A 23,175-nucleotide genomic window follows, 5' to 3' on the forward strand; every position below is an offset into this window, starting at 1 on the left:
CTATACCACTCCTCACTCAGTCCACAATTCTGTTTTATACCGTTTAATAGCGATTTATCCTATTTTACGAGTCTCCCTATATATCCTTGGTGGATTATCATTAGCAGCTTTCATGGCTTTCAGATACCTTCGCCTCATGCTGCCAAAGGAGGATAGACGTAGATGATGGGGTTTACTCATTGCGCAATTGCACTGGCGGGAACCACCGCCGTTCTTGGCACAACTGAGCCTTTTGTACTGGCGTGCGCCGCTATTGCCAGTCAAATTCCTGATGTGGATACGACAAAAAGCTACGTTGGAAAGATTCTTTATCCGTTAGCTAAACTTTTGGAGGAAAGGTTTCCACACAGATCGGTTACACACTCGCTTTTGTTTACCGGATTTACTGCTGTAGCGGCACTTCCTCTGGCTTACTACTTCTCATGGAAGCATTGGCTAGCAATCCCTCTGGGTCATTTAATCAGTTCAGTTGCTGACACTTTTACTAAATCTGGTGTACGCTTACTCTACCCAAGTAAGTCTATATACGTATGCGGTAAGAATCCCAGGCTACGATTAGCAACTGGGACACCTGCGGAATATACGGTACTGGCGTTGGCTCTAGCCATCTGGTTGTTAAGTGCCAATTTAATCAGTTCCGGCGGACTGACTAAGCAATTCTCTACTCACTTTCTGGCGAACAACTCTACGGCTATAGAGCTTCTTCGTCAAGAGAGTCAACGGGCTGTAAGAGTAAGAGTGATAGGAACAAGGCAAGTAGATAACAGCCAAATTGACGAAATGTTTTGGGCAGTTGATGCTCAGGGTGAAACTTTGATTGTGCGATCCGCACAGGGGCAAATTATGAGAGTGGGTGAGGGAGGTGGTGATATTATCTCACGGCGGGTGGAGGTGAAGGAAGGAAGGATGAGGATGAAAATTCGCCGTCAACGAATTGAGGAGGCTGAGGGGGAGGCTTGGATTAAGTCGCTGCCAACAGATTCTTTGGTAGTAGGTACACTTGGGCTAGAAGATGCAGCAGATTTGGAGTTGCCAATACCCACTCCTGGTGTAATGCAAACTGTTGTTCGGAATGGTAATGGAGTGTCATTAGAATATGCCTCTCCAAAGGAGTTAGAGCCTTTAAGAGAGTTTTTTATTATCTCAGGGGAAGTTGTTATCAAGCAAATCCAACTATGAGTGAAAATTTTTGGGTACGTACAGTTACACTATCGATTGTTTTTTGGAGTTGTAGGGCTTTGGCAGTTGCCCTGCCGCTGATTGCACAATCTCCAAGTGATGCACCTGTCGAAGTGTTTCAGGGAAAAACAGAAAGAGAAGAATCTTTGAATTATGCTGATCGCACACTTCGACTGACAGTAACGGTAGAAGATACTTCTTTCCTTCTAGTCAAAGAAGGTCAGGAAATTAAGGTAGGAGACACCATTACAGACAATAAATTGGAGCGCGATCGCCTCAACAAACAACGTCAGGCTGTGACACTCCAAATAGATAACCTGAAAAGCAAGCCTATTCCCGAACCAATTAAACCGATTAAGCCTCCAAAACTAGCACAATTGCCTCCAGTAAGTTTTAAGGAAGAGGAAGCGGTGATCGCTCAAGCTCAGCTAAAAGCTAAGCAAGCCCAAGCACTGTTACAATCCCGCACACCGATGCTATTAGCGGATAATCCAGGGCAAAGGGCTGAAGCAGAGAAGGCTGAATCAGCTTTCAGATTGGCTGAGGAAAAGGTACGGGAGCAGGAAGAATTGCTGCTTACTATGCAAGACATGAAACTCCAATCCCCCATTATCAGACATGAACAATCAAAGCTTAAATCTCTTCAGTCTGAAGCTGAGCAGTCGAAGTCTTTGTTGGAGCAAGCCAGGGCGAAACTTAATGCCGCCGGCGTGGAGCAGCAGCAGCAGCTTCAAGCTCTACAGACTGCTGTGCAGGTAGCACGTTCCGAGCTTGAACTCGCAAGTTCTCGACTTAATACTGCTCACAATAACCGCAAATTGCTAGAATACAAAGCTTCAATAGAGGTAGCGCAGCGAATAGAGCAGGAAAATCGCAGCCAGCAGGAATGGAGTCAGCAACAACAGCAGTACGCGCAAAATCTGCGCGATCGCGACTACCAACTTGCTCAACTTAATCTTTCTCTCAGTGCGCTCGATGATAAGTTGAGCCAGATACCCGTAGTGCGATCGCCACGAAACGGTTACGTTAGGCGCATAAAACCGTGGGTAGGTAACAATGGACGCTACACAACTACCCTCACGATCAGTGCTAATGCACCTGAATCGGCTGTTAAAGGTAAAAAGTTAAACACCAGCACCACTAATGAAGATAGTTAAAATGTATTATTTTTACATATACTTAAGTGTAATTATCAAACTTCATGCAAACTTCATAATATTGGCTGATTAAATACGTGTTTTTACTTAGTAAATATACATTTAATATAGCTAATCTATGAAGTACATCCATTTCTAAACAGATGTACATTATGAAGTCATCAAACTCTAATCCTAATTTTAGAGAGCTAATTTTAGGTATTGTAGTAGTTCTCTCTTTACTAGGACTGATAGGTCTTTCAGTCATTGATGAAAATAGTCGCCCTGCTTTTCTTGATGTAGCAAAAGTAAGCATAGGTGCTTTTATTGGATACTTAATTCCTAATGAAAAGTAGACCTTGTCTGCCAACAAAGTCTACTTTCCGTTTATAGTCAGTTAACTATAGCTCCTGTTGATATAAACATCAGGAGTTTTCTTGTTTGATTTTACAACTAATTAATAGATAACAATAGGTGCATTCTTGTTGTTTGAACCACAGACTTTACAAACGCCATGCAACTCAAACAAGTAAAAATCCGGTGGTGCGTTGGCGCTAGCCTTGCCGTCAGGCATCGCTCCCCTCAAACTACACGCTTGCAGATTCTACTGAGTGACGGTAATGTATGATATGTTGCTAATCTCCCACCTGATGCTAATTCCGCAACTGGTACTTGCTCAAAGCTGTGTGGATCAAACAGAAAAAGGTGAGCAAAGCCCACCTTTTAATTACTGTGATAAATAAATCACAACAAAATTAGCTTTTATTTCTGAGAAACATAGGTGGTTCTTTCTTGCCTTTGCGCTCGTTGATTATGTCGCAAACGGTGCGGTAACTTACTCCTAAATAGTTTCCTATTTGACGGCTGCTCCATTTCTTGCGCTCATCATCTTCTGGAAGTGTATCAATTAGTTCAAGGAAAGCTGTAATTGCAGCACGTCTTTCCTTAGTGTTCAAGCGTGGCGTTAATCTTGCTAGATCTGCGATCGCATTGTAATCTAGACTTTTTGCACCTTCGGGTAGCAAATATGTTTTTTCATGGAGCCTTTTCAGGTTTTCAAAGGCTAGCCTCAAAGATTCTGATTGCCGATGAATTGAAGTATGAATTGATTGATTCAAAGAGCGAGAGCCATCAATATACGCTTCTACAACCCGCGCCATTTCGCCTAATAGTTCAGCAGTTTGAGAAGATGGGTTAGATGCAGATTGCTGATTGCTTTCTAACAAATCACGCAACCGTTGATTTTCATCTCTTAATCTCTCAACTTCCAAAACTAAGATAGAGTGATTCTCAGCAATCTTTAGAAGTGCTGCACGTACAGCCTTGGCAATTTTAGAATCTCTTAGAAGCATTCCCAAAAGTACAGCTGCACGGGGGTTGAAAAGTGCAGGTAATTTACGTCCGTCACAAAGTATCGAAATGATACTATTCTCTTCTGGAGAGAGTTCTGAGCGTTTTGGCGTAGCATAACCTGCATTCTTAAACTCATCCCTGTGACGACTTACTGCCAGACGAACTAAGTCGTTAGCAACTTCATAGTATTCAGCTACTTGAGCAGTCGTAGCCCATCCCTCACCTTTCCATAGGGCTTGAAACAAACCGTGTACTTTAGCTGCCATTAGCACTGACTCTAAATCGACAGGTGACGCTTTTCTCAAAGTTTCTGTTCTTAGAGACTTTGACTCAATTAGAGATTCAGACTGTAGAATAGACATGATAATTAGTCCTTTGTAAGTTACGTTTACAAGGGGTGAAAATCCTGCCTCAGTAATTACACTCGTGGGGATGGTGATGACATCCCCTCCAGTGGAGGCATGGTGATTAGCTATCATCTCACAAATAATGTGAGTTGTAAAGATTTTGACAAAGATGATGCGATCGCTTTACTAGTTTGCACCCTGTACAGGAGTAAATATAAGGAAAATCTTCGTTCAGGCGATCGCCACTACATAGTTACATTTGAAACCTGAGAATGCCTCAGTATTTTCTTCCTGCTTGAGTTCTTGACAAAAGAATGGCGATCGCACAGGTGGTTATCGTTGCGCGGACAACCGCCAGTTAATAGCCTTTCAACTATCACCGTTGACATTAAGCGTCAAAATATATGGTAGTCTCTGCAAACGGGTGCAGGTCGCACTATCAACCACCTTTTGGAATAGGAACTACTAGTAAATATCTCCAACTTAATTGACTATTTGTTAACCCCATTTTCATTGCTGGAGTCACTTCTTTATATCTTTTCTGAAACTTGACTTTTTGTCCGGTTATATCAATCCGTAAACTCCGATGAAATTGCACATAATTGTAGTCGAATAAGTTAATCCAAAGTATGCGATTGAAGTTGGTTTGCTTTTTACAGTAACCCAGAGTCTTTCTATGTAAATACGAAACTATGACGCCTAAGAGTCAGGTTTAATCGTTCAATATAAGATGTATTTTGCGTACCTTGAGGAAAGTCTTCGGCCACACCCGAAACCAAAAACTTTTTCACTGTTTTGAGTTTTCTTTGAACTCTTTGTTTAACAATTTGCAAATAAACATAAGGAATTTCTCCCAATTGTTTTTCTAGAGCATTTTTATAAGCGGCTAATTTGTCTGTTGTCACTTTTAAAACTTGCTTGTAATCCCACTTTACTAGAGCTTTCAGGTTTTTCACCAAACGATTTGCTGTATGATTAGTTCGGGAACCTAATTCAAAGTTTATCCAGAACTTGCTGCTAGGATCTAAAGCCAAAAATACCCATAATTGTCGCTTTTTATTTTTTAGGTAAGACCACAATTCATCCATCTGTAAAAACTGTATTGTTATCCCAATTATCAGACAAATACTTTCATGAAAACGTTGACTTTTTTCCGCAATTCCTCCTAGCCAATCCTCAATTGTTCGGATGTCTCTTTCTAAAACATCTGCAATTTGTTCGGCAGATAACCCATACGTACTTAGCTTGGCTGTTTGAATATATTCTTTCTCACTTCCTTGTTTTCTCCACAAGTTTGAATAAGCTGTTTCAGAAAATCTATGCTTACCTCCATGACAATAATACATTTGTCTGCGTGAGCCGGAAATTTTCAATTTTTTAGTGCCATCTTTAGTAATTTTATTGTCTAAAGATTGATAGCAGGGGCAATCTTTTTTTGGACAAAATTTTGGAAAATCACTTATGAGCATTGTCACCCTCAGGAAAAAAACAATCTCCTTAAAGATACGGTGACAAGTATAGCACACAAAGTGTCAAAGCCTTGTGTTAAAAGCATTTGAAGTACTGGAGACTTATGCTCGGCATACCTCAAAATGCCTACTTTCATATCACCTGCACTCATTTGTAGGGACTACCAAAGTATGGCTATCAATGCCTGAATTGGCACGAAAAATAGAATTACAAAAACTTGTAAAAAAAATAATTGAAGAACAAATCGAAGTTGAGATATTGTGATACTATTACTCGGAACATTTTTCCTTACAGCTTTGTTATTTATACAAAAGCCCCTATTCACATGAAGAGAAAGAGGCAGATAACATATTTATTAGAATCTTTATATTAGCACTCTGTGCGATCGCCTGGTTGCTACTTTTTCTCTCGCTCTGACTCCATGAAATCTGCCACAGCTAGAAGCACTGTTTCAGGGTCAAAATCGCTACCATCCTGGATATTTACAGCTACGTTTGGATTTAGCGACACAAAAGTCCCCTTGAGAACAGTTAGGTTTGAGTCCGCAAGCCCTAAAAGCCTTGCCTTTGACTCTGCTGGTAAATCTGCAATTTGCTCTGCTAAAAAAGCCTCTTTTTCCTGTAGCGTTAAGCTATTTAGCAGTCTATGAACATCATTTGAGCTTATGAAAGGCATCTCCACCATAGGGCACCTGAGTCAAACTATGCAATGATCATTGTTAATCATACAACTATGCGCTTAGTTGCTTGATCAGCAAAAATACGAAAGTTTTTCCTCGCTCGACCTATTGCTACCATAGCTAATTCCATTTTGTCAACCGTGTTAACCTCGATATTTACTTAGAATCTACAGGAGAGATAACATATTTTATTGAAAAGATATCTCCGATAAAGTCATACTGAGAAATCTGATACTAGCTTCTAACTTGATTGATTGTCAGGATAATTATTATACAGCAATAGATTCTTCAGGATAATTACTTACGTAATTATTTTGTATATTATTACGCTGTTGCCTTTCTCGTTTCCACTTACGTCCTATCGCTGATAAAACTACTTCTATAGTGTCATCGTCGGCAGCTTCAATTAACTGAACTATTTTTTTTTCAACAGACAGCTTTTCTGTAGAGAGCATCTCAAACAACGATTCATTATCCATGTCCAATAATCCTACAAGTGTCTCTGGTGTTGCGCTATTAAAGTTGACTTGCTCATTAACTTCTTTTGAGTTGTAGAGAAGACTATAAAAAAAGCGCTTGATTCCACAATATTTGGCATCCAGCTTATTTAACCACTCATCCAAATTTTCGACAGGAGTTGAACGCTTTCCCGACAAAAAAAGCGACATGAACCCCTTGGTAACGCTACATATTTCAGCCGCTTTGTTCGCTGGAACTTCAAACTCTTTTAAAGCCTGTCTCAAAGCTTCATAAATCTTCATATAATTTGCCTCGAGCTAAGTTTACTGAGAGTAATCTATAGTTTACTATAAGAAAACCATTTTGGAAAAAAGAGGTTATATGAGAAGCCTAGCACAGGAGGAAAGGGACGTAGTTTGCAAATGCGGCGAAATGGTATTTGCCCAGACAGAAGCACTAATAAAGCAAGGGAGGTTCTCAGAAAAAGTAGTACTAGAACTCTATCCAGACGAGGCAATGTTTTTGTACTCAGCGTTATCCTTAGCTAACCGCTGCGATAGGGAAGCACAGTCGGAGAATTTTAAAGGATATTCCTCTGAAACAAAGAAGAAGCAATACGTTTACTTATTTCATGCAACAGGAACAAATCGATACAAGATTGGCAGAACAACAGATTTGCGCTCACGGATAGTTCAGCTAGCTGTAGGAGCGCCGTATAAGGTTAACTTAATCACCTATTTTGAAACTGAAAATTCTTTACAAGAAGAATCAATCTTACACAAAAAGCTAGCAAGTCATCGAGTTCATGGGGAATGGTTTGAGTTTTCTTCTGAGGAGTTAGAGGAAGTTAAAAAACTGTTTAACTTCTAACAAGCACAAAATTGCCCCAGCAAGTTTTCAGGAGTGCCGGGGCATGTTTAAAACCTACGTACATACTATGACAAAGCAAAAAAAAGTAGAAGCGTTAAAAGACGTAAATTTTGACATGGCTGGTGTATCCGCTGTGACCGAGGAGGAGATGCGGTAATGACACAGCATGATCGGTTAACTCTTACGGATGCGATCACAAGTTACAAAAGTTCTGTTGGTGTTATATACAGAATTTACTGTGAACTAACAGGTGTTTCATATGTTGGTCAAAGTAGAAACATCAGTGCCAACGGTAAAATATTGAAGATTAATAGCCACTACAACGCTCTTAAAAAAGGTTGTCATCCTTGTAGTTTACTGCAAAACTCTTGGAACTCTAACGGTGAGAAATCGATTAAATACGAAATTTTGGAGGTAATTGCTCCCGTTAGTAAAAAAGGAATAGAGTCAACAGAAAAAATGTATCAGCGAGAAAAATACTGGCAGCAGGTTTTTCAGGAGCAATCAAACCAAGAAGACACAAACGAAAAGTTCTATGCACTTCGCGCATCGGAGCTTAAATCTCTTCACAATGCTGGCATACTTAATAATTCTTCACTAATCTTTTTTGCATTGAAGCTGAAAAACCCTTGGTGCGATCGCCCACTAAAAGTCAATCCATTGACATTTTCTCTGGAGTGGGATGTACCAGAAAGTAGTGTTTATGAGGCAATTGCCAAGTTAAAGGATCAGCAGCTAGTTGAGATTGAAAAAGCTGAATTTATTATCCGGTGGAAATCTCATTCTCAAGAAGGTGAGCTTTCTGATAATCCAGAATCATTCCAGGAATCCAGAATGGATTCTGGAAAGTCAGAATCCATTCTGGAAAGTCAGAATGGATTCTGGAAAACCAGAATGGATTCTGGAAAGTCAGAAAATGAGAACTCAGAAGCCTTATGTAACGGTACTTCTGGATCCCCTCATACTATTTCAGACTATTCAGACTTTATTCAAACTCTCTCAGAAGACGAGAGAGAGAGTTTTTTAAAATTTGGGGAAGAAAAATCGGCTAAATTACCATCACCGCCGCAGTTACCTCAAAGGTGGATAGAAAAGCATTACGAGGAAATAGCACGGGAGTGGAGTAAATCAAAAGGTAAAATCCTCCCATCTGTACGATCCGCACAGAATGCCAAATGGGAAAACCACCCACAGCGTGAGAAGTGGCTAGCTGAAATCGAACAAACCAAGAATCCGTTTGAGTTTGCCGGGTCTGACAGAGAGAAACAAGCTTTCATTGACTGGTGTTGGGAGACAAAACAATACAGCTGGCTTAAAGAGGAGGTAGGAGATGAACTTTGAATTTAAATTTGAGCCGTTAGAACCGCTGCCAATGCGTGCTGAAGATGAGCGAGAAGATAAGGAAATTTGGCAGCCTGGGTGGAAATGTTTTTGCTGTCAGGATACGGGCAAGATACAGCCCTTACTTGTTGAACGAGTGATCCCCAACTACAATTACGATCGCGATCGCATCCCAGTTTGCCAGCTGTGTAACAAAGGTCGAAATTGGCTGCATTTAAAAGAACTGGGTGTAATCGACACGCGAATTAGCTTTGACACTTGCAGAAAATTAGATGTTATTTCCCGCGAAGATTGGAAGCTTACCACTCAGAAGTTGTTTGAGATGGCGAAGAAACGTGCAGAAAATGCAACTGCCGAGATAGCTCAGGCACACAACTTAAGGAAACGCGATCGCATCCAGGAAGAGTTCATCCTCATGCAGAAAAACCACGGGAAAGCTAGGGGTGACTGGAAGGAAATCAAAGAGGAGGAAATAGAAGGTGAACTGCGCGAGTGAGTTAGCATCACACGTACCTTCTATAACCGAGCCACAGTGGTTTGTTGTCCATTCCACCAGGGCTTACCTGGAAAGCGCCCCAAAGTTTCAGTGATGAAGTGGAAACAGAGGAAACTTTTATGCAACAAGCAGAATTACCAGAAAAAGGCACAAAGGTAAGGGTGTTAAAAGTTCGTACTCGTAATTTATCCCAATGGATAGGTAAGGAAGCCGAAATTACAGGTATAGATGGGGACAATGTGTATGTAGATGCAGGTTCGGGGGAAGTTAAAAAGCACCTCACTTTGAAACCTGGGTGGTTTGAGGTATTACCTTCTGCGTCCACACAAGATGAACCTGTAACTGTGCGATCCAAACAGCAGTCAAATTGTGGAACGTGTAACGTGTCAATTGAGGAAACATTGAAAACTAGTGGGGCAGGAGGCGATCGCCAACACGAGCAAACTGAGGATGTGCGATCCATCAACTGGGTGAACCCATCGGACTCCAGAACGGCGGTACAGATATTAGGAATCAGCAACGAGCTTACGCAGACGCACTTGACTTCAGAATCGCCGCAGTTGCCCTCAGTTACATCCTCGGAATCGAGCAAGCCAGAAGAGAGCTTGAATCAGCAGCAATCTCATTCTAATGAGAGATTGACAATTACTGGCTTAAGTATGGTAATCAAGGGTGTTCACTGGGTTGAGCCACAACTAATTACCCTTGATGCTGGCACTCAATGTAGATTGCAAACTGACTCTAGCAGAGTGGTGCATTACTCTCAATTAATGGTAGGTGATCTTTGGGATTGGGAATTAGAAGATGCAAAAATTAACTTGATTTGGGATGTTGAAAACCAACAGTTGTTACCATCTGATGGACATCATCGAACTGAAGCAGCAATTTTAGCTAAGAAACTTGTACTTGCACATATTCAAGAAGGTGACTTAGATCGAGCGATCGCTCTTTCTTGTGGTAGCAACACTCGTGTAGGATTACCTAAGACCAAGGATGATAACCGCAAGACTGTAATGATGATGCAGGAGTTGATTGACAAGCATGGAGAGCAGTGGATACTGGAAATTATTAACTCTAAGCTACCTGAAGATAAAAAATTTGATAAGTTATCCCTAAGAGCTAAGGAAGTTTACACGGGCATTCCATTCTCTACTATCCGGGATATGGAAAAGAAAATTAAGAAGGAGAAAGAGGGTGATAATTCCAATAGCAGAATTGTCTTTACTCCTAATGAGGATGAAGCAAAGATAATCGAAACTATTATGGACGTTGAAGGTTTTTCAAAAGCTTCAGAGGTCTTCAGGTGGCTACTTCAAAATTACCAGGAATCTTGATTGTGTGGCTGTGCGGATCGCACAGCTTACTAATTTAGAGTTGAGTAGGTGCGGAGTGCGATCATCTCTTGAGTGACATAAACAATAAACCGCCTTGAGTTTCGTTCTGCCCCAAAGCGGTCTGAATAGTATATTTGCTTCTTCTATAGTATGGATCTGAGGACACTCACTTAATCAATTTGTTTGGTGACCTAATAATTATTGTGCGCGATTCCAAACTCAGTAATCAGTGGCAAACTCTACATGGAAGGTAGGGATTTCCTGAAATTTTGTTGAGCATGGGGCGCGCTTTCCTTGTAAAGAAATGTAAATAGTTGTGCCAGTTGTAACCCGTGTGCTACAGACAGAAAGTTTAGCATCTCGTTGTAACTGTAGTACAATTTTACCCCGCTGGTAGAAGGACCAGGTGTGACAGTTGAGATGGTGCGATTGGGCTGTTTTCTCACTGCGCGTTTGTGCGCGATCAAAACGATCAGTACTCATACAATAGTAACTGTACGATCCACACGTTTAGCATTAAACTGTTCAATTTGCAGTGGCGTTCTGAATAAGCGCTAACATATTAGAGGTTGAGCCGATCTTCGAGCAAAAACGGAAATAGAGGCTAAAAACGCTTGATTTTTCGTTACCTAGAAGATGTTGCGTACAGCAAAGTAACAAATTCTCAAAGCTTAGCATGATAATAGTTTTAGCCTTAATTTCTGCGTTATATAGGTATCTTTGCTCAACCTCATTAGGCGATAAGTTTGTTGGCTAAGAATGTTTAATTCTAGATTTAGAACTACCTAAATTTTATTTTTGAAACCAAGACCAATAAACGTAAACCCCTCCTACATCGTCTCGATTTAATGGTCCTATTTTTTTACAATTAAAAGTAAATTTAGTAAGTGTTAAAAACTCCTCATACTGCTTACAGGAAATCTTGAAGTCACCATTTTGTTCCAATCCAGACTTCAATGCATCTTGTTCTAGGTTTGCCAACTTTTCTTCTCCTTGTTGAAGAGCGATATCAATAATGTGATAGTGGTAAGCTTGTAATGCTGCTTCCCAAGCATCATAGTTATTTGGATCGTGAGCTGGTAGAAACTCATCGCCTACTATAAATAAACCATTAGGCTGCAAATTTCGTCGAACATTTTGCAAATACGTTTGTTTGTCTTTAGTCCTAATATGATGATCGGCAAATGAGGAAACAATGTAGTCAAATTCTGCTTCCTGATAGTGATAGGTGCAACTGTCACTATTAACTAATTCCACTGAGGGATATTTTTGCATATTGTCTTTTAGTATCTGGAAGCATTGCACATCAATTTCAACTGCAACAACTTGAACGTTAGGAATTTTCGCAAGTCTTTTGGTAAATATTCCTGTTCCTGCTCCCAATTCCAGTACTCGACAAGGTTTTGCATCGTCTCCTCGGTGCTTGGACAAGATACTGCTCATTTCAGCCATCATATCAACATAATAAGCGTGCTTTTCTTCGTGTTGGTCGTACTCTTCGACATCAATATAGTTAGACATTTCTGTAGCCTTCATTACACTCCTCTCACGGAAAAATTGGTGGTTCATACAAAAACGAAGCTAAGTATGTTGGAAATTATATACTTATTGTCTACGTAAAAAGTTGTTTACGTAAATTTGTGCGAATTTCTTCTTGAATTTGGTTGAGAGTACGTAATGCTTCAAAGTTGCTAATTTTAATTTGTTGAGCGCGAAGAATGATTTCTCTAAGTTTTTTTTCTATCGGAATCGTATCTTTGCTGTTGATAATTTCTTTTATCTTGTCCTTATGAACTTTCACTTCTGTAGTGTCAGCACCAAATCGAATAATTTTTGCCTGACTTTTGGCATCTGGCTCAATGTATTCTGCCAGCACTTCGCTATTAGATACTTCAATCACTGAAAAGTCCTTCACAAATCTATCATAATTACTAGCAAGCACTTTGTAGCTCATAGCGAATACGTTATATTTGCTAGCGTGTTCTAGAAGCATTTCAAAGTTGCGATCAAAGTCCTCCGGTCTTGTAAATACAAACACTCTTGTGCTTTCAGGGTCTGCTGTATCCAAAATTTCTCTACCAACGGCCTCAGGCCAAAATTGTTCTTGATGATCTACAAGAGCTAGCGCTGTCACGCGAGCTTTCCACTCTCGTTGCATTTGGATAAGGCGCTGTGGGTAAAGAACGGCGGGAATACGGTAATCTGAATTCACCCCTAAAAGCTGATGGCGAATTTCTGTAACAGAGTTCAGAATAATGAGTTCAAAACAGACGTTCTCGCGAACGTACTGGTTGGCTTTCAGGCAGTTCTCTGTTTCTTTTATCGAATCAAGCGCCCTGCTAATGCCATCGTCATTAGATGATATCGGCTCCTTCGGAACGCATGCTAGTTCTTTTTGCCATTGGGTAAATTTGAATTCTACCCACTCCTTAGCTTTTTGTTGCTCACTGTTAGTGATTTCCTGAAGCAGCTTTTCTAACTCCTGCTGAGAAGTACCATCAATTGAAGACGATTGTGCTAAAACACCTCTGAGCTTTTCACCTAAGCGCACTACCCTATTGTTTAACCTTCCTGCGAGAAAACCAGCTGCAAAGTTCACCCAGGGATTTTCTGACATACTCGAAGTCAGGCATCCTATCGTAAAATCCGCCTTTTTTAAGCTCTGTTCTACTTCCTGCTGCCAAGCTTTGCCTGCTACTGGGTCAAGGGTACACACTCTAGTTTCTAATTGTGGATATGAAAGGATAGTGTTTTTGAGACCATCGGCAAGTTGCTTACCATCGTTACCAGACCACCAAATCAAAACTCTTTGGATGGTTTGAGTTTGATACTGGGACGAAATTATCTGCTGTAACTTTGCTAATTTCCCAGGGCCGCGTCCTGGAACACCAAGTTTATCGTAAGCCTCTCCCAATCGCTTGCGGACGGCATTGGCAGAAATTTTTAGTTCCTTAGCTATTGCTTCTATAGATTTTTCTTCCAAAGCGCGAAACACAACCTCTGCTTCAGCCTCAGATAAATTACGTGCTTGGAATAAACCCTTGAGAAACTCCTTTGTCACCATATTTTGCATGAACCCTTTGTAAATGCCTCACTTTATTATGCAGCTTGACATTTTAAGTTGCACTATAATAAGATAAATTTAAGTTTAAGATGCCGCATTTATAATAAAGCCGCACATTGAACTGACATTAACTTTGCAGCTATGTAACTACACTGCTGCTGAACCAGTGAGAAATTCTCAGGGCGGAACCTCTAATTAAGAATGGGATTTACGCACTAAAGACGAAATTCTGTCATTCTGAGCGTAGCGATAGCGAAGAAATTCCTTGATGCTTTGTTACACTACGTTTCGCTCACAATGACATAAAAGCCTTACGTAAGTCCTGAAGAAGTTATCGCAGACTCGGAATTGTTCACAGATGACTTTCAATATTTGATACGGAGTCTCTCGTATGGCTTGTCCTTTCAAGTGCAATTGCTACAATTCACAACATTGCTGCACCAATGCTTCATAATTTGTTGGCAATTTTTGCAATTAGAAACTTTTGTGCTATTGGTTACAGGCAATCATTTTTTAATCAATTGAGAGGATTGTATAATGCAGCAAAATTATAGTATCGAAGCAATGCAAGAGTGTATTCAATCGAAACTTTACATGATTTTAAGTGAGTCAGGTTTCGGTAAAATTGAAATTAATGTTGAGCAAATACGAGTAGATAAAGTAGCGATAACTATTCAATCAGGAGTTTCCTTGCGCTTTATCTTCACGAAAGATGATATCCAAAGTTGGTTACATTTGAAGCAACTTGAATAAACATATCGCAGTTTTATACTGTACTTCAGTGGCTCTGCATTGTTGAGATTACTAGCATCTTGAAGTATTCAAAAGTTAAATATGTATACATTAATTACCTGGTTTTTGATGAGTGTGATTCTCATAAACCGGAGAGGTGGTAGTTCCACTCCTCCGGTTTTATAGTTTTTAAAGGTAATTCGACATTCTTTGTAAAATCCCCTGCTCCGGATGATTTTTAGCCTGCGTTTTACACTTGTTTGTAGTGAAACACCATATGTATTCATGGGGATACTTCAGCGCCGACGCCGTTAGCATAGCTGCCTTTCTTAACCAAATTTGTACGTTTTGATTGTAAGCCAATGATAAATAATAAAAATACTTTTCTCTATCCTCCCAGGAAACGCCTTTCCCAAGGAAAGTATGCTTACCTATTGCTCATCGCATCTTTGATAGTACCCCCCGTCATTGGGGTTATTCTATCCCCAAACTGCAATTCAATGTCTGTGCATCTCAAGTCTTTTGGCTTTGAGTACCAGTATCAGAAGGGCACTTGCTGTATCCCGCTTGGGCAGCAGCATTCATGACAATCCTTAATATATGAAGCTCGTGTTAAATCTTGAGGTAAGCAATGAGTATCGCTGATGAACGCCTGCGCCAAGCACGTCATAGTTTCAACCTGGCACTTGTCGCCACTGCTGTTTCTACCTTCATTAGCTTAATCGGCGCAGGACTACTGCTGACGGGAAGAGCAAGTGTTGGTGCAGATATTGCCACTGGTGGAATGGTTGCAACCGTGCAATGCATTCGACATGTCAAAGACAGCAATGACAAGCTTGATAAGATTTTAGCCGAACTGAAGGATGAAGATTAAGGTTGGAGGAGCGATCGCTCTCCATCTCTGTATAATTGGTACGTAGACGCTTTGCGGCGTATGCCTTAGGCATCGCTCTCCCTCCTTGAGCGAATCATATAAGACTCATGTGGGCAACCCCACCTTAAATTAAAACTCGTGCGGTAAGCACAACTACGAAGGACAGCGTCTTACCTCTGGCTACGCTGGATATCCCCTTTCTGAAACTGGTACTCAATGCCCCAAGCTTTAAGGTAAAGCAGCACCGAACTTGGAGACAAAACAGCCGCCACAGTAGGGGCAATTACCAGAGAGGCAATGAGTAACAATAGAAGAAGTCCTCTAGGTGGAGGATTCTTTTGATTTAGGGGAGAAGGATTCTTCTTGAGAATTTTCATCGATCTATGATTAGAGTGAGTTAATTTGCGAGCCTGGAGAGATACCAGGCTGCTTTCCTGTAATGCTAGCCAGTACAATGATGCATTTTTTGTGCATTTTTACACTTGAATACATGCGCTCATTCACGACAAAAGCCCCAAATATAAACAATTTAGGGCATCCAATAGAATTCGCACTCATTAAGCACGAAACTTAATTCATTGGATTTGATTTGGAACTTTGTGGAACATTGCACTTTTCATCACCTCCTTTAGTTGAACTAGGAGGCTCACCTTGAAGAGAACGAATGCAACAATTCCAGCAAAGCTGGTATATGCTCTGTGGGTATTCGTGCATTGAAATCGGCTAACTGTTTCCAGCAGCTAACTACGCCTCTTCAAGGCGAGCCAATATCAATACCGAATACCGCTAGCAATAAAAGCCCAATGAGCTTACTTTTCTCCGCGAAATGTTGACCTAAGTCGAGTCGTAAAGACAATTGTCTTATGAAAAGACAATAAAAGTTACTGCGGTAATTTCTTCGGCATAAGGCGGAGATTACATCTACATTTAGTAGGATAACCCAAAGATAGCAAATTTTTTAACTAGTGAGGGCGAGATTTTTACTCACTGCTGTGTGCTCCGCACATCCTCAAGTTGAAATTGATAGGCGATCGCTTCCATCTGTACCAGTGCACTGTTTTGCCTGCTGCATACCTAAACATATGACAGGAATTATGTAGCTAAGATTACACTGAATTGACGAGCCTCAACAAGCTTTTAAGCAAATCGGGGCGACGTAGGCGTGTTCTTTCACGCCTTCATAATGATCACAAATAACTACCAATTAGTCGTAACCCGTTGTCAATTCTCAAGAGTAGAGGTTGATTAATAGAAACTTTAGCAAGAAAGTAGTAAAATCAAGGAAATAACTATAGCATAAATAATCGCATTTTATTACCCCCACAACCAATGACTAAGCTTAATTGTTCACAAAGTTTGCAACTTGAATTGGGCTATCCTTATCCTCTAGAATAGCGTTAACTCTAACGCTCTAATAGGAATTTACCCAAATTGTTGAATTCATTTTATTACTAAGTTTACCTATTTATTCGTCATGAATTAGAATAATTAAAATTTGTTTTTTAATTTTATATCCCTTAATTAAGTCTTCATTAGCAATAATTAAATATTAACATAAATTGAGAATTAATTGTCATACTTATATTTAAATTTTCCGGATAATTAACTATTTGGAAATTTCGTAATAATTTTCGCAAAATAATACTAAAATAGAAGGGAACATCTTAGCATGAATAATCACACTTTGTTACCAACTACAATGACTATTAAACAACAGCTTATTCAGGAAATAGAATCTACCTCAGAATCTCTCTTAGTAGAGACATTAAACTTCCTACGCTTTCTAAAAACCAAGCAAATAAAGGGACAATCAGAAATAACAGAGTCTACTCAACCGAATGGCTCACAGGAAACACCACCTGAAAACTCTCAACTTCCCTACCGTCCTGCTTCTGGTCGTTCTATCCTCAGACATGCAGGAACATGGGCTGGTGATGACTACGAAGAGTGTCTCCAGCTAGTTTATGCAACTCGCGGTAAAGCCAATTTTGCTTACGATAACTCTTTTGATGATGTATCTGCTTGACACAAATCACGCTCTGCGCTATTATTTTGGGCGAATCGAATGTCATTCGTCGAATTGCAGAGGTTGGAGAGTCAAACATTTCGACCTGCGTAATTGTGCAGGCAGAATTAATATACATGATGGAAAATTCGCAGCAAAAAGAAACTAAGAAATACGTCGTGGGCAAGTGCGATGCAGCTTGAGTGCGCGTTCACGAGTGCGATTGGCTTCTCTTCTCAAGAGCGGAAACGCTGCGCGAACGCTACTGTCCTTTGGGCGATCGCAATCTTATCAAATCTATCCTACCAACATTCTTTGGGAGGTGGGGGAGGGCATTTGTTCAATTCAACAATTGAGAAAATCTGGTCATCTGGTAACTTCATCACTTCTTCTCCTTTCGCCACCAATTGCTCTACAGGTAAATTGATGTAGTTCTTAGCAAAATTTGGTGTTACTCTTAACTGAACGCAACGTTGTGGTTGGTTAGGTTTACGACTAACAATGACACTTTTTACTACCCGTGAAGCAAGAAATTCAAGTTGATCTTTCGTTGGATTATTGATTCCACGCAAGCTGCAAATTTTTAGATTGGCTTTACCGATGCTTGCACCTGTTCCGGCATGAAGACCATCCGCCATAGAAGTAAACTGGATATACGGTCCTAGCTCACCATTAGAGAAAGATAACGGAGTATAATGAGCTACATACAGTTGGAAACGCTCCTGGTTCGTATGGGGAACTTCTGCAGTAAAGCCCAATATTTCTAATGCAGCTTTTGCCATCCTATAGCCAACGACTGCCCAAGGTCCTGCTCCCCCATGAATATCTTCAACTCGTTCAAGCTGTTGGGAAGTTGTATCCTCTGTTGTCTGGGCATTGGAAACACTGCTAGTCATCCATAGTGCTGACGCTGAAAAAGTCAAGAACATGCATAATAAAAACCGCATCAATACACCCCTTTTAAATATCTGAAATCATTATCCAGCGAATAGATGCCTTTTATTACACAACCTGGTTGGGGATAGCATAAAGGTTTTAGTAATGCTTATTGTGCGATTCCCACCCGTTTGAAGTAGTCTACATTAAGAAAACGAGAGTACAGTTCTACAATACGTTCAAGTGACATACGGGTTTTTTGATATGCCTCTCGATTGGACATAACCTCAAGCCAAGTATTAAGGTGCGGCAATGAAAGATTTTTGATGTCAAAGTCCTTCCAATGAGCCAACGCCACACTCATCCGTTCAAAGAAAGGCATGTATGCAGTGTCTACAAGACTCACAGTTTTTCCCATGAAATACGGACCACCAGTAGAACTGATCGCATTATCAAGAAATCGTAGCTCGTCTTCTAACTGAGTACGCAACTGGTTATCTTTAACAACCGAGTCTTCCTCAGCAGTGCGCTTGTGAGAAAGGTAGCTGTAGGAGAGCTTCACAAATTTTGAGTCGCAGCGGTTTATGAGAATTCTGGCACGCGATCGCCCTGCCGGATCGTTTGGCATCAAGTTCACCTTATCATCCCCAAACACCTCACATAAGTACTCATTTACTACCAAAGATTCATAGATTACCGTATCACCATGCTTGATGACTGGCACAGTCCCATTAGGGTTGAGTTCTAAAAACCAGTCGGTTTTGTTATCTTTACCTAGCTCAATTTCCTGATACTCAAAATCTACTTTAAGTTCGAGTAACGTTAGCCAACTACGTTGGGCGTAGGGGCAATTCCGATTGGCGTAAAAAAGTATTGAGGTTGTGTTACTCATTTAGTTACAGGTACATTAAGTGACATACATGAGTGGTATTGCTAAAACTAAACCCGCTTAATACAACGAATGCTTTTCTTACATAAGTATGTAAGATACGCTTGTGCCATTGCCTGAAAGAGGCATTTTTTCCCTCAAGCGGCTGATTCCCCTAGTAGTCTTTTTTCCAAATTTTCTAGTCTCTGTTTGATCTGTTCCATCTCTGAAGTTTCAGTTGGTTCCTCAAGATACTTTCTTACTAAACCTATCAGTACCTCAGAAGGTTTTTTACCCTCTAAGTTGACTTTCTCCATGAAAGCTTCCTTTTGAGAACTGCTAATCCGAAAAATTATTCTTTCATCCGCTTTCATACCTAACCCATTATCTGTAATTGACACTGTAATTCCAATATAAACTCGTTTACTAAATTTTTGTCATATCTTGGCATACATTGTTGACATTCGTCGTACAATGTCAGACACTAGATCTAGATAAAAACAGAACAAAGAGCGGATAAACCAACAATTGCAATAGCAACAATTAAATGGAAGTTTTAAGAATGGGGCGCTATGGATATTTAATACCAGAGCGCTTTTTTCAGAAAATCTTTCTGAAGCTATACCGAGCGTGAAGCATCTGCGATCCATACGGCTAATTGTAAAGCTTTGTAATACGCGGGACTCACGGACTACTCCTGTGCGATCCACACACCTGTAATGTGCGATCGCCCTTCACAGTAAAAGTGATAAGGAGAGCGTAAAGCAATGTTCCGAATCGCGATCGCCTGCTGGTTCAAAAAAACTTTCATTGAATGGGACACTTTTAGGCTAAAAGTCCTCTTAAACTGCCACAGGCTTACGCTTTACAACCTAAAAGACATTGCAAACGAGACAGTGCTTGATAAATGAGTAATTTTTTGGGAGTTATTCTAACCGAGAGCATATTCCGTAAACTGCCGCATAAACGGTGACTGAAATCCCAGTACAATATCCTCTTTTGGAACTCCCGCTGCAACTAAATCTGCTGCAATATCATCCTCTGTACCATTCCATTGAAGCCAAATCTTTTCACCCTTGATGTCAATATGTATGATACAACTATGTACCCAATCCTGCCCCGACCAACCTACATGCACTATCTGGTAATGATCGCGCTCTGTATCAAAAATCTTCTCAACCTCAATATCTCCGTAAGCAGGTTGTTGTTTACCATACTCCAAAAGGACTTGTTGTACCTTCTGGCGGTATCGCTCTAGTTTTTCCATTCGACAATTACCTCACGCTCTACATCATAAATAATCATTTTGACTTGATTCTCCTCCACCATCGCCCTTGGGAAATCAAGTTGAAAAAATGTTTTATAAGTGGTTATAGGCACAGCTAAGTATAAAACTCGCTCTGGCTCTCGCCGTCTCAGCGCTCCTCTATAATTGATGAATTGCCCCAATGCTGTGTGGAATTCTGAGATTGCAGACGATCTTTCCAGAAAGCTTTTAACTTCAACAGCAATTTTTTCTTCCCCCCGCTCTGCCGCGAGCAGCCTTTGGGCTGCTAAATCAATGGAAATATTCACACCACCCACACTAATTGAAAACTGATCGTGAGTAATATGCCAACCGTCCTTCTGTAAAGCTCTCTTAACCACTTCATGAAAGACATCTTTGGCAGGCATACATATCCACAATAATTTTTCCTGCTTCTATATTACTCCCTTTAACGCGACTCCATTCATTACCAAATATTTAAGCGCAATCTGACGGGTTACTTTGTCGTTGGGCGACGAGCTGATAAAATTTCTTCGGGTAGATTAATAGTGACAAGAGACATAAATTTTTGTCTTAGAATACTGATAGCTATTCGCTATCATAAATGATATCAACATGCCCGTAAAGAAGTCCTACAAAAGTAAAAAGACCCCACCTAGCCAGATGCTCCGCGTGCCTACCCCACTGATTGAAGCAGTAAAAGAGCTATCACGGCTACACAGACTAGGACAAACAAATGCTGTGCTTCATGGTTTACAGTCATTGATATCAAATATTGATAGCAACACTGATATCAATGTTGGGGCTAGTGGTGAAACAATTAAGCAACTTGAGCTTAGGGTAGAATTACTAGAATCACGTCAAGGTAGTGATAGCGATATTGATAGCAAATCGATACTGAAATCTGTAACTAACTTAGAAGAAAAGCTAGAAGCAATGACAACTCGACTAGCACAACTAGAAGGGGCGATTATGGTTTTACAACGTGCGAGCACCCCCACTAAGGCTCGCTCCAGAACCCCATACCCCAACCAGTACTATCAAAGGGAGGCTCCCCAACTCCAGCCCTTTGAGGAGAAAAATTTAGCGTTGCGGCTGGTAACAGATGTTGCTACTTTACGTGAGAAGCGCGAAACCATGACGGAAAAAGAGTTTGTACGGTGGTGCAAGGACAGAGATCCCAGCGGTATGGGATGGCAGTTTAATGAAAAAGACAAACTTTACCACCCAGTTAAATAATTGTGGTATAATACATCAAAACTCTAACTTCTGCACTGCTTTACGCTTAGTCTCCTCTCCCCTGCGGTCATACAGAGCCGTCGTCTCCACAGAAGCATGACCAGCTAATTTCTGTACAGTCACAATATCAACACCAGCATCTAAAAGGTCTGAGCAAAACGTTCTTCTAAAATCATGCGGTGAAAATGATTTTACCCCAGCTTGTAGCGCCCTTCTCCTGATAATCTTCAGCACCGCATCCGGACACATATGCCTAAACTGCACCTCTCCACCTTTTTTAATCGGACAAAGTAATGGTCCCGGTTTATCTCCTCTTACTTCCAACCAGTTTTTCACTAGAATCATCGCACTATCTGGTAGATACACCATCCGACTTTTATCTCCCTTACCCCGCTGAATAGCGATCGCACCATGAAGCGGATCGTAATCTAAGAGCGCTATTTGTACCACCTCAGCCCGTCGTAGCCCAGCACCGCGTAAAATAGCAATTAGCGCCGCATCCCTAGCACCACTCTTAGTAGAATCCTTTTTACACACTTCTAATAAATTAGAAATCTCTTCCTTACTTAATGCCCTACCTCTAAGTTTTTCCGTTCTATTTAAACTTTTTAAATCCACAGCCTTAGCATAATCAACAGGATCTATCAAATCTAACCTAGTCGCTTCTTTAAGTACCCGCCGCAAAGCGCACAACATCTTATTAACAGTCGCCGGGGCATACTTTTTTCTTAAAACTGCACGCACAGCAGAAGTGTGTTTGTAGCGTAGAGCAGCCCAGTTGAGAGTATCAGCATCGCATTCACCCGACGTGAGTAGAGAAGCAATCTCATTTAAAGATTGTCTCATAGTTGGGATAGAACCATCGCTCAACGAAGCCAGATACACCGCAGCCGGATGCTGAGTCAGGGGAACTGGCTCAATCAACTTGAGATTTTCTGGTTGATCGTAACTTAGCGTTGGCATTTACTCTTTGGAATAACTGTTCTAAAGACTAATTTTTGCATAAAATTACCGAGTCCAAGGAAGATGTGTGGAGAAATAAAAAAGTTGAACAATAAATAAAAAAGTCCAACAATAAATAAAAAAGTTCTACAATTTCAGGATGTGCATGGTCTGGGCAGATCCAGAAAGGCTTATTTATGGCTAGATGTAAACGAGAGTGGACACAAGCCAAGTTTGAACGCTACATCAAAGAAGGTCGCGGTCAAGGCAGTGGGGAAAACTACTTGCCGTGGATCACCGTCTCTGACTTCCCGTCAATGGGCAGATCGGCGAGAAGCCCTGGTTGGAAAACCAATCGAGTACATCATTTCTTATCTGACCACGAGCGGCGACTATTTTACTTGTTCGAGTGGTCAGATATTGTCTTCGATATAAGGGAGCAATTCCCCCTGCTCGACCTAGACCTAGCAATGAGTATAGCTAGTGACATGGGTTTTAAGTATCCCATTGACCCTGTTAGCGGCACTCCCTACGTTTTAACCACTGACTTCATGCTAACAGTCAATACCCAGGATTCGTCAGTTAAAATTGCCCGAACGGTCAAGCCATCTTCAGATTTAGAAAAAAAATCATTCTTCTGAGAA

At 40.8% G+C, this 23,175-nt stretch carries 27 protein-coding genes; 13 read left to right on the top strand and 14 right to left on the bottom strand.

Features of this window, described 5'->3' with window-relative positions; all coding sequences use genetic code 11:
* Positions 1-162 precede the first annotated feature (162 nt).
* From ICL16_RS00680 to ICL16_RS00690, 3 genes are all read left to right on the top strand, one after another.
* Entirely contained in the window at positions 163-1,179 is a 1,017-nt protein-coding gene (locus ICL16_RS00680) for a metal-dependent hydrolase (protein ID WP_238360526.1), read from the top strand.
* Positions 1,176-2,336, top strand: coding sequence for an HlyD family secretion protein (locus ICL16_RS00685; RefSeq protein ID WP_190824978.1), 1,161 nt, complete (start codon positions 1,176-1,178; stop codon positions 2,334-2,336). The genes ICL16_RS00680 and ICL16_RS00685 overlap by 4 nt, the downstream gene beginning before the upstream one ends.
* A gap of 152 nt (positions 2,337-2,488) precedes the next feature.
* A complete protein-coding gene (locus tag ICL16_RS00690; RefSeq protein ID WP_190824979.1) occupies positions 2,489-2,671 on the top strand; it encodes a hypothetical protein in 183 nt (60 codons plus the stop codon).
* Between the two features lie 399 nt (positions 2,672-3,070).
* On the opposite strand, the gene ICL16_RS00695 is transcribed toward ICL16_RS00690, so the two are convergent.
* Positions 3,071-4,030 carry a hypothetical protein gene (locus ICL16_RS00695; RefSeq protein WP_190824980.1) on the bottom strand — a complete coding sequence of 320 codons (960 nt, stop codon included), beginning with the start codon at positions 4,028-4,030 and terminating at the stop codon, positions 3,071-3,073.
* 99 nt (positions 4,031-4,129) lie between these two features.
* Here ICL16_RS00695 and ICL16_RS00700 point away from each other — a divergent pair, with 99 nt between their 5' ends.
* Positions 4,130-4,285 carry a hypothetical protein gene (locus tag ICL16_RS00700; RefSeq protein WP_190824981.1) on the top strand — a complete coding sequence of 52 codons (156 nt, stop codon included), beginning with the start codon at positions 4,130-4,132 and terminating at the stop codon, positions 4,283-4,285.
* Positions 4,286-4,689: 404 nt separating this feature from the next.
* Here ICL16_RS00700 and ICL16_RS00705 read toward each other — a convergent pair whose 3' ends face one another.
* The 3 genes from ICL16_RS00705 to ICL16_RS00715 form a co-directional block, all read right to left on the bottom strand.
* Positions 4,690-5,484 carry an IS1 family transposase gene (locus ICL16_RS00705; protein WP_202895347.1) on the bottom strand — a complete coding sequence of 265 codons (795 nt, stop codon included), beginning with the start codon at positions 5,482-5,484 and terminating at the stop codon, positions 4,690-4,692.
* Positions 5,485-5,881: 397 nt separating this feature from the next.
* Positions 5,882-6,160 (bottom strand): hypothetical protein, encoded by a 279-nt coding sequence (locus ICL16_RS00710; RefSeq protein ID WP_238360527.1) that lies wholly within the window; start codon positions 6,158-6,160, stop codon positions 5,882-5,884.
* Between the two features lie 273 nt (positions 6,161-6,433).
* Entirely contained in the window at positions 6,434-6,925 is a 492-nt protein-coding gene (locus tag ICL16_RS00715; protein ID WP_190824983.1) for a hypothetical protein, read from the bottom strand.
* A 79-nt stretch (positions 6,926-7,004) separates the two neighbouring features.
* Between ICL16_RS00715 and ICL16_RS00720 the strand changes: the two genes are divergently transcribed.
* The 4 genes from ICL16_RS00720 (at position 7,005) to ICL16_RS00735 (ending at position 10,664) form a co-directional block, all read left to right on the top strand.
* The gene (locus tag ICL16_RS00720) at positions 7,005-7,493 is read left to right on the top strand and encodes a GIY-YIG nuclease family protein (RefSeq protein WP_190824984.1); all 489 of its coding nucleotides are present in this window, start codon (positions 7,005-7,007) and stop codon (positions 7,491-7,493) included.
* A gap of 156 nt (positions 7,494-7,649) precedes the next feature.
* The gene (locus ICL16_RS00725; RefSeq protein ID WP_190824985.1) at positions 7,650-8,834 is read left to right on the top strand and encodes a GIY-YIG nuclease family protein; all 1,185 of its coding nucleotides are present in this window, start codon (positions 7,650-7,652) and stop codon (positions 8,832-8,834) included.
* Positions 8,824-9,330, top strand: a complete 507-nt coding sequence (locus ICL16_RS00730; RefSeq protein ID WP_190824986.1) for a hypothetical protein — start codon at positions 8,824-8,826, stop codon at positions 9,328-9,330. The genes ICL16_RS00725 and ICL16_RS00730 overlap by 11 nt, the downstream gene beginning before the upstream one ends.
* Before the next feature lie 44 nt (positions 9,331-9,374).
* Positions 9,375-10,664: a hypothetical protein gene (locus tag ICL16_RS00735; protein WP_238360528.1), complete on the top strand. Its 1,290-nt coding sequence runs from the start codon at positions 9,375-9,377 to the stop codon at positions 10,662-10,664.
* A gap of 219 nt (positions 10,665-10,883) precedes the next feature.
* On the opposite strand, the gene ICL16_RS00740 is transcribed toward ICL16_RS00735, so the two are convergent.
* The 3 genes from ICL16_RS00740 to ICL16_RS00750 all read right to left on the bottom strand — a co-directional run bounded on the left by ICL16_RS00740 (position 10,884) and on the right by ICL16_RS00750 (position 13,728).
* Positions 10,884-11,147, bottom strand: coding sequence for a hypothetical protein (locus ICL16_RS00740; RefSeq protein WP_190824988.1), 264 nt, complete (start codon positions 11,145-11,147; stop codon positions 10,884-10,886).
* A 309-nt stretch (positions 11,148-11,456) separates the two neighbouring features.
* Positions 11,457-12,200, bottom strand: a complete 744-nt coding sequence (locus ICL16_RS00745) for a class I SAM-dependent methyltransferase (RefSeq protein ID WP_202895348.1) — start codon at positions 12,198-12,200, stop codon at positions 11,457-11,459.
* A gap of 76 nt (positions 12,201-12,276) precedes the next feature.
* Positions 12,277-13,728 (bottom strand): LuxR C-terminal-related transcriptional regulator, encoded by a 1,452-nt coding sequence (locus tag ICL16_RS00750; protein WP_190824990.1) that lies wholly within the window; start codon positions 13,726-13,728, stop codon positions 12,277-12,279.
* 537 nt (positions 13,729-14,265) lie between these two features.
* On the opposite strand from ICL16_RS00750, the gene ICL16_RS00755 reads away from it, so the two are divergent.
* Positions 14,266-14,481, top strand: a complete 216-nt coding sequence (locus tag ICL16_RS00755) for a hypothetical protein (protein ID WP_190824991.1) — start codon at positions 14,266-14,268, stop codon at positions 14,479-14,481.
* Between the two features lie 610 nt (positions 14,482-15,091).
* Complete coding sequence (locus ICL16_RS00760; RefSeq protein WP_190824992.1) at positions 15,092-15,334, top strand: TRADD-N-associated membrane domain-containing protein; 243 nt, start codon at positions 15,092-15,094, stop codon at positions 15,332-15,334.
* Between the two features lie 170 nt (positions 15,335-15,504).
* On the opposite strand, the gene ICL16_RS00765 is transcribed toward ICL16_RS00760, so the two are convergent.
* Entirely contained in the window at positions 15,505-15,711 is a 207-nt protein-coding gene (locus tag ICL16_RS00765; protein WP_190824993.1) for a hypothetical protein, read from the bottom strand.
* Positions 15,712-17,033: 1,322 nt separating this feature from the next.
* Between ICL16_RS00765 and ICL16_RS00770 the strand changes: the two genes are divergently transcribed.
* Positions 17,034-17,360: a DUF2281 domain-containing protein gene (locus ICL16_RS00770; RefSeq protein ID WP_190825015.1), complete on the top strand. Its 327-nt coding sequence runs from the start codon at positions 17,034-17,036 to the stop codon at positions 17,358-17,360.
* A gap of 281 nt (positions 17,361-17,641) precedes the next feature.
* Here ICL16_RS00770 and ICL16_RS00775 read toward each other — a convergent pair whose 3' ends face one another.
* The 5 genes from ICL16_RS00775 to ICL16_RS00795 form a co-directional block, all read right to left on the bottom strand.
* Positions 17,642-18,235 carry a formylmethanofuran dehydrogenase subunit E family protein gene (locus tag ICL16_RS00775; protein ID WP_190824994.1) on the bottom strand — a complete coding sequence of 198 codons (594 nt, stop codon included), beginning with the start codon at positions 18,233-18,235 and terminating at the stop codon, positions 17,642-17,644.
* Positions 18,236-18,384: 149 nt separating this feature from the next.
* Positions 18,385-19,107, bottom strand: a complete 723-nt coding sequence (locus ICL16_RS00780; protein WP_190824995.1) for a glutathione S-transferase family protein — start codon at positions 19,105-19,107, stop codon at positions 18,385-18,387.
* A 134-nt stretch (positions 19,108-19,241) separates the two neighbouring features.
* Entirely contained in the window at positions 19,242-19,484 is a 243-nt protein-coding gene (locus ICL16_RS00785) for a hypothetical protein (RefSeq protein ID WP_190824996.1), read from the bottom strand.
* A gap of 530 nt (positions 19,485-20,014) precedes the next feature.
* Positions 20,015-20,350, bottom strand: a complete 336-nt coding sequence (locus tag ICL16_RS00790) for a XisI protein (protein WP_190824997.1) — start codon at positions 20,348-20,350, stop codon at positions 20,015-20,017.
* On the bottom strand, positions 20,338-20,757 hold the full coding sequence (locus ICL16_RS00795; RefSeq protein WP_190824998.1) for a XisH family protein: 420 nt from the start codon (positions 20,755-20,757) through the stop codon (positions 20,338-20,340). The genes ICL16_RS00790 and ICL16_RS00795 overlap by 13 nt, the downstream gene beginning before the upstream one ends.
* Positions 20,758-20,965: 208 nt before the next feature.
* Here ICL16_RS00795 and ICL16_RS00800 point away from each other — a divergent pair, with 208 nt between their 5' ends.
* Positions 20,966-21,589 carry a hypothetical protein gene (locus tag ICL16_RS00800; protein ID WP_190824999.1) on the top strand — a complete coding sequence of 208 codons (624 nt, stop codon included), beginning with the start codon at positions 20,966-20,968 and terminating at the stop codon, positions 21,587-21,589.
* Positions 21,590-21,604: 15 nt separating this feature from the next.
* Here ICL16_RS00800 and ICL16_RS00805 read toward each other — a convergent pair whose 3' ends face one another.
* Complete coding sequence (locus tag ICL16_RS00805) at positions 21,605-22,552, bottom strand: tyrosine-type recombinase/integrase (RefSeq protein WP_190825000.1); 948 nt, start codon at positions 22,550-22,552, stop codon at positions 21,605-21,607.
* A 176-nt stretch (positions 22,553-22,728) separates the two neighbouring features.
* Here ICL16_RS00805 and ICL16_RS45145 point away from each other — a divergent pair, with 176 nt between their 5' ends.
* Positions 22,729-23,172 (top strand): TnsA endonuclease N-terminal domain-containing protein, encoded by a 444-nt coding sequence (locus ICL16_RS45145; protein ID WP_238360529.1) that lies wholly within the window; start codon positions 22,729-22,731, stop codon positions 23,170-23,172.
* Positions 23,173-23,175: the final 3 nt, after the last annotated feature.

Origin of the sequence: Iningainema tapete BLCC-T55 (genome assembly GCF_014698965.1) — a bacterium.
Lineage (GTDB): Bacteria > Cyanobacteriota > Cyanobacteriia > Cyanobacteriales > Nostocaceae > Iningainema > Iningainema tapete.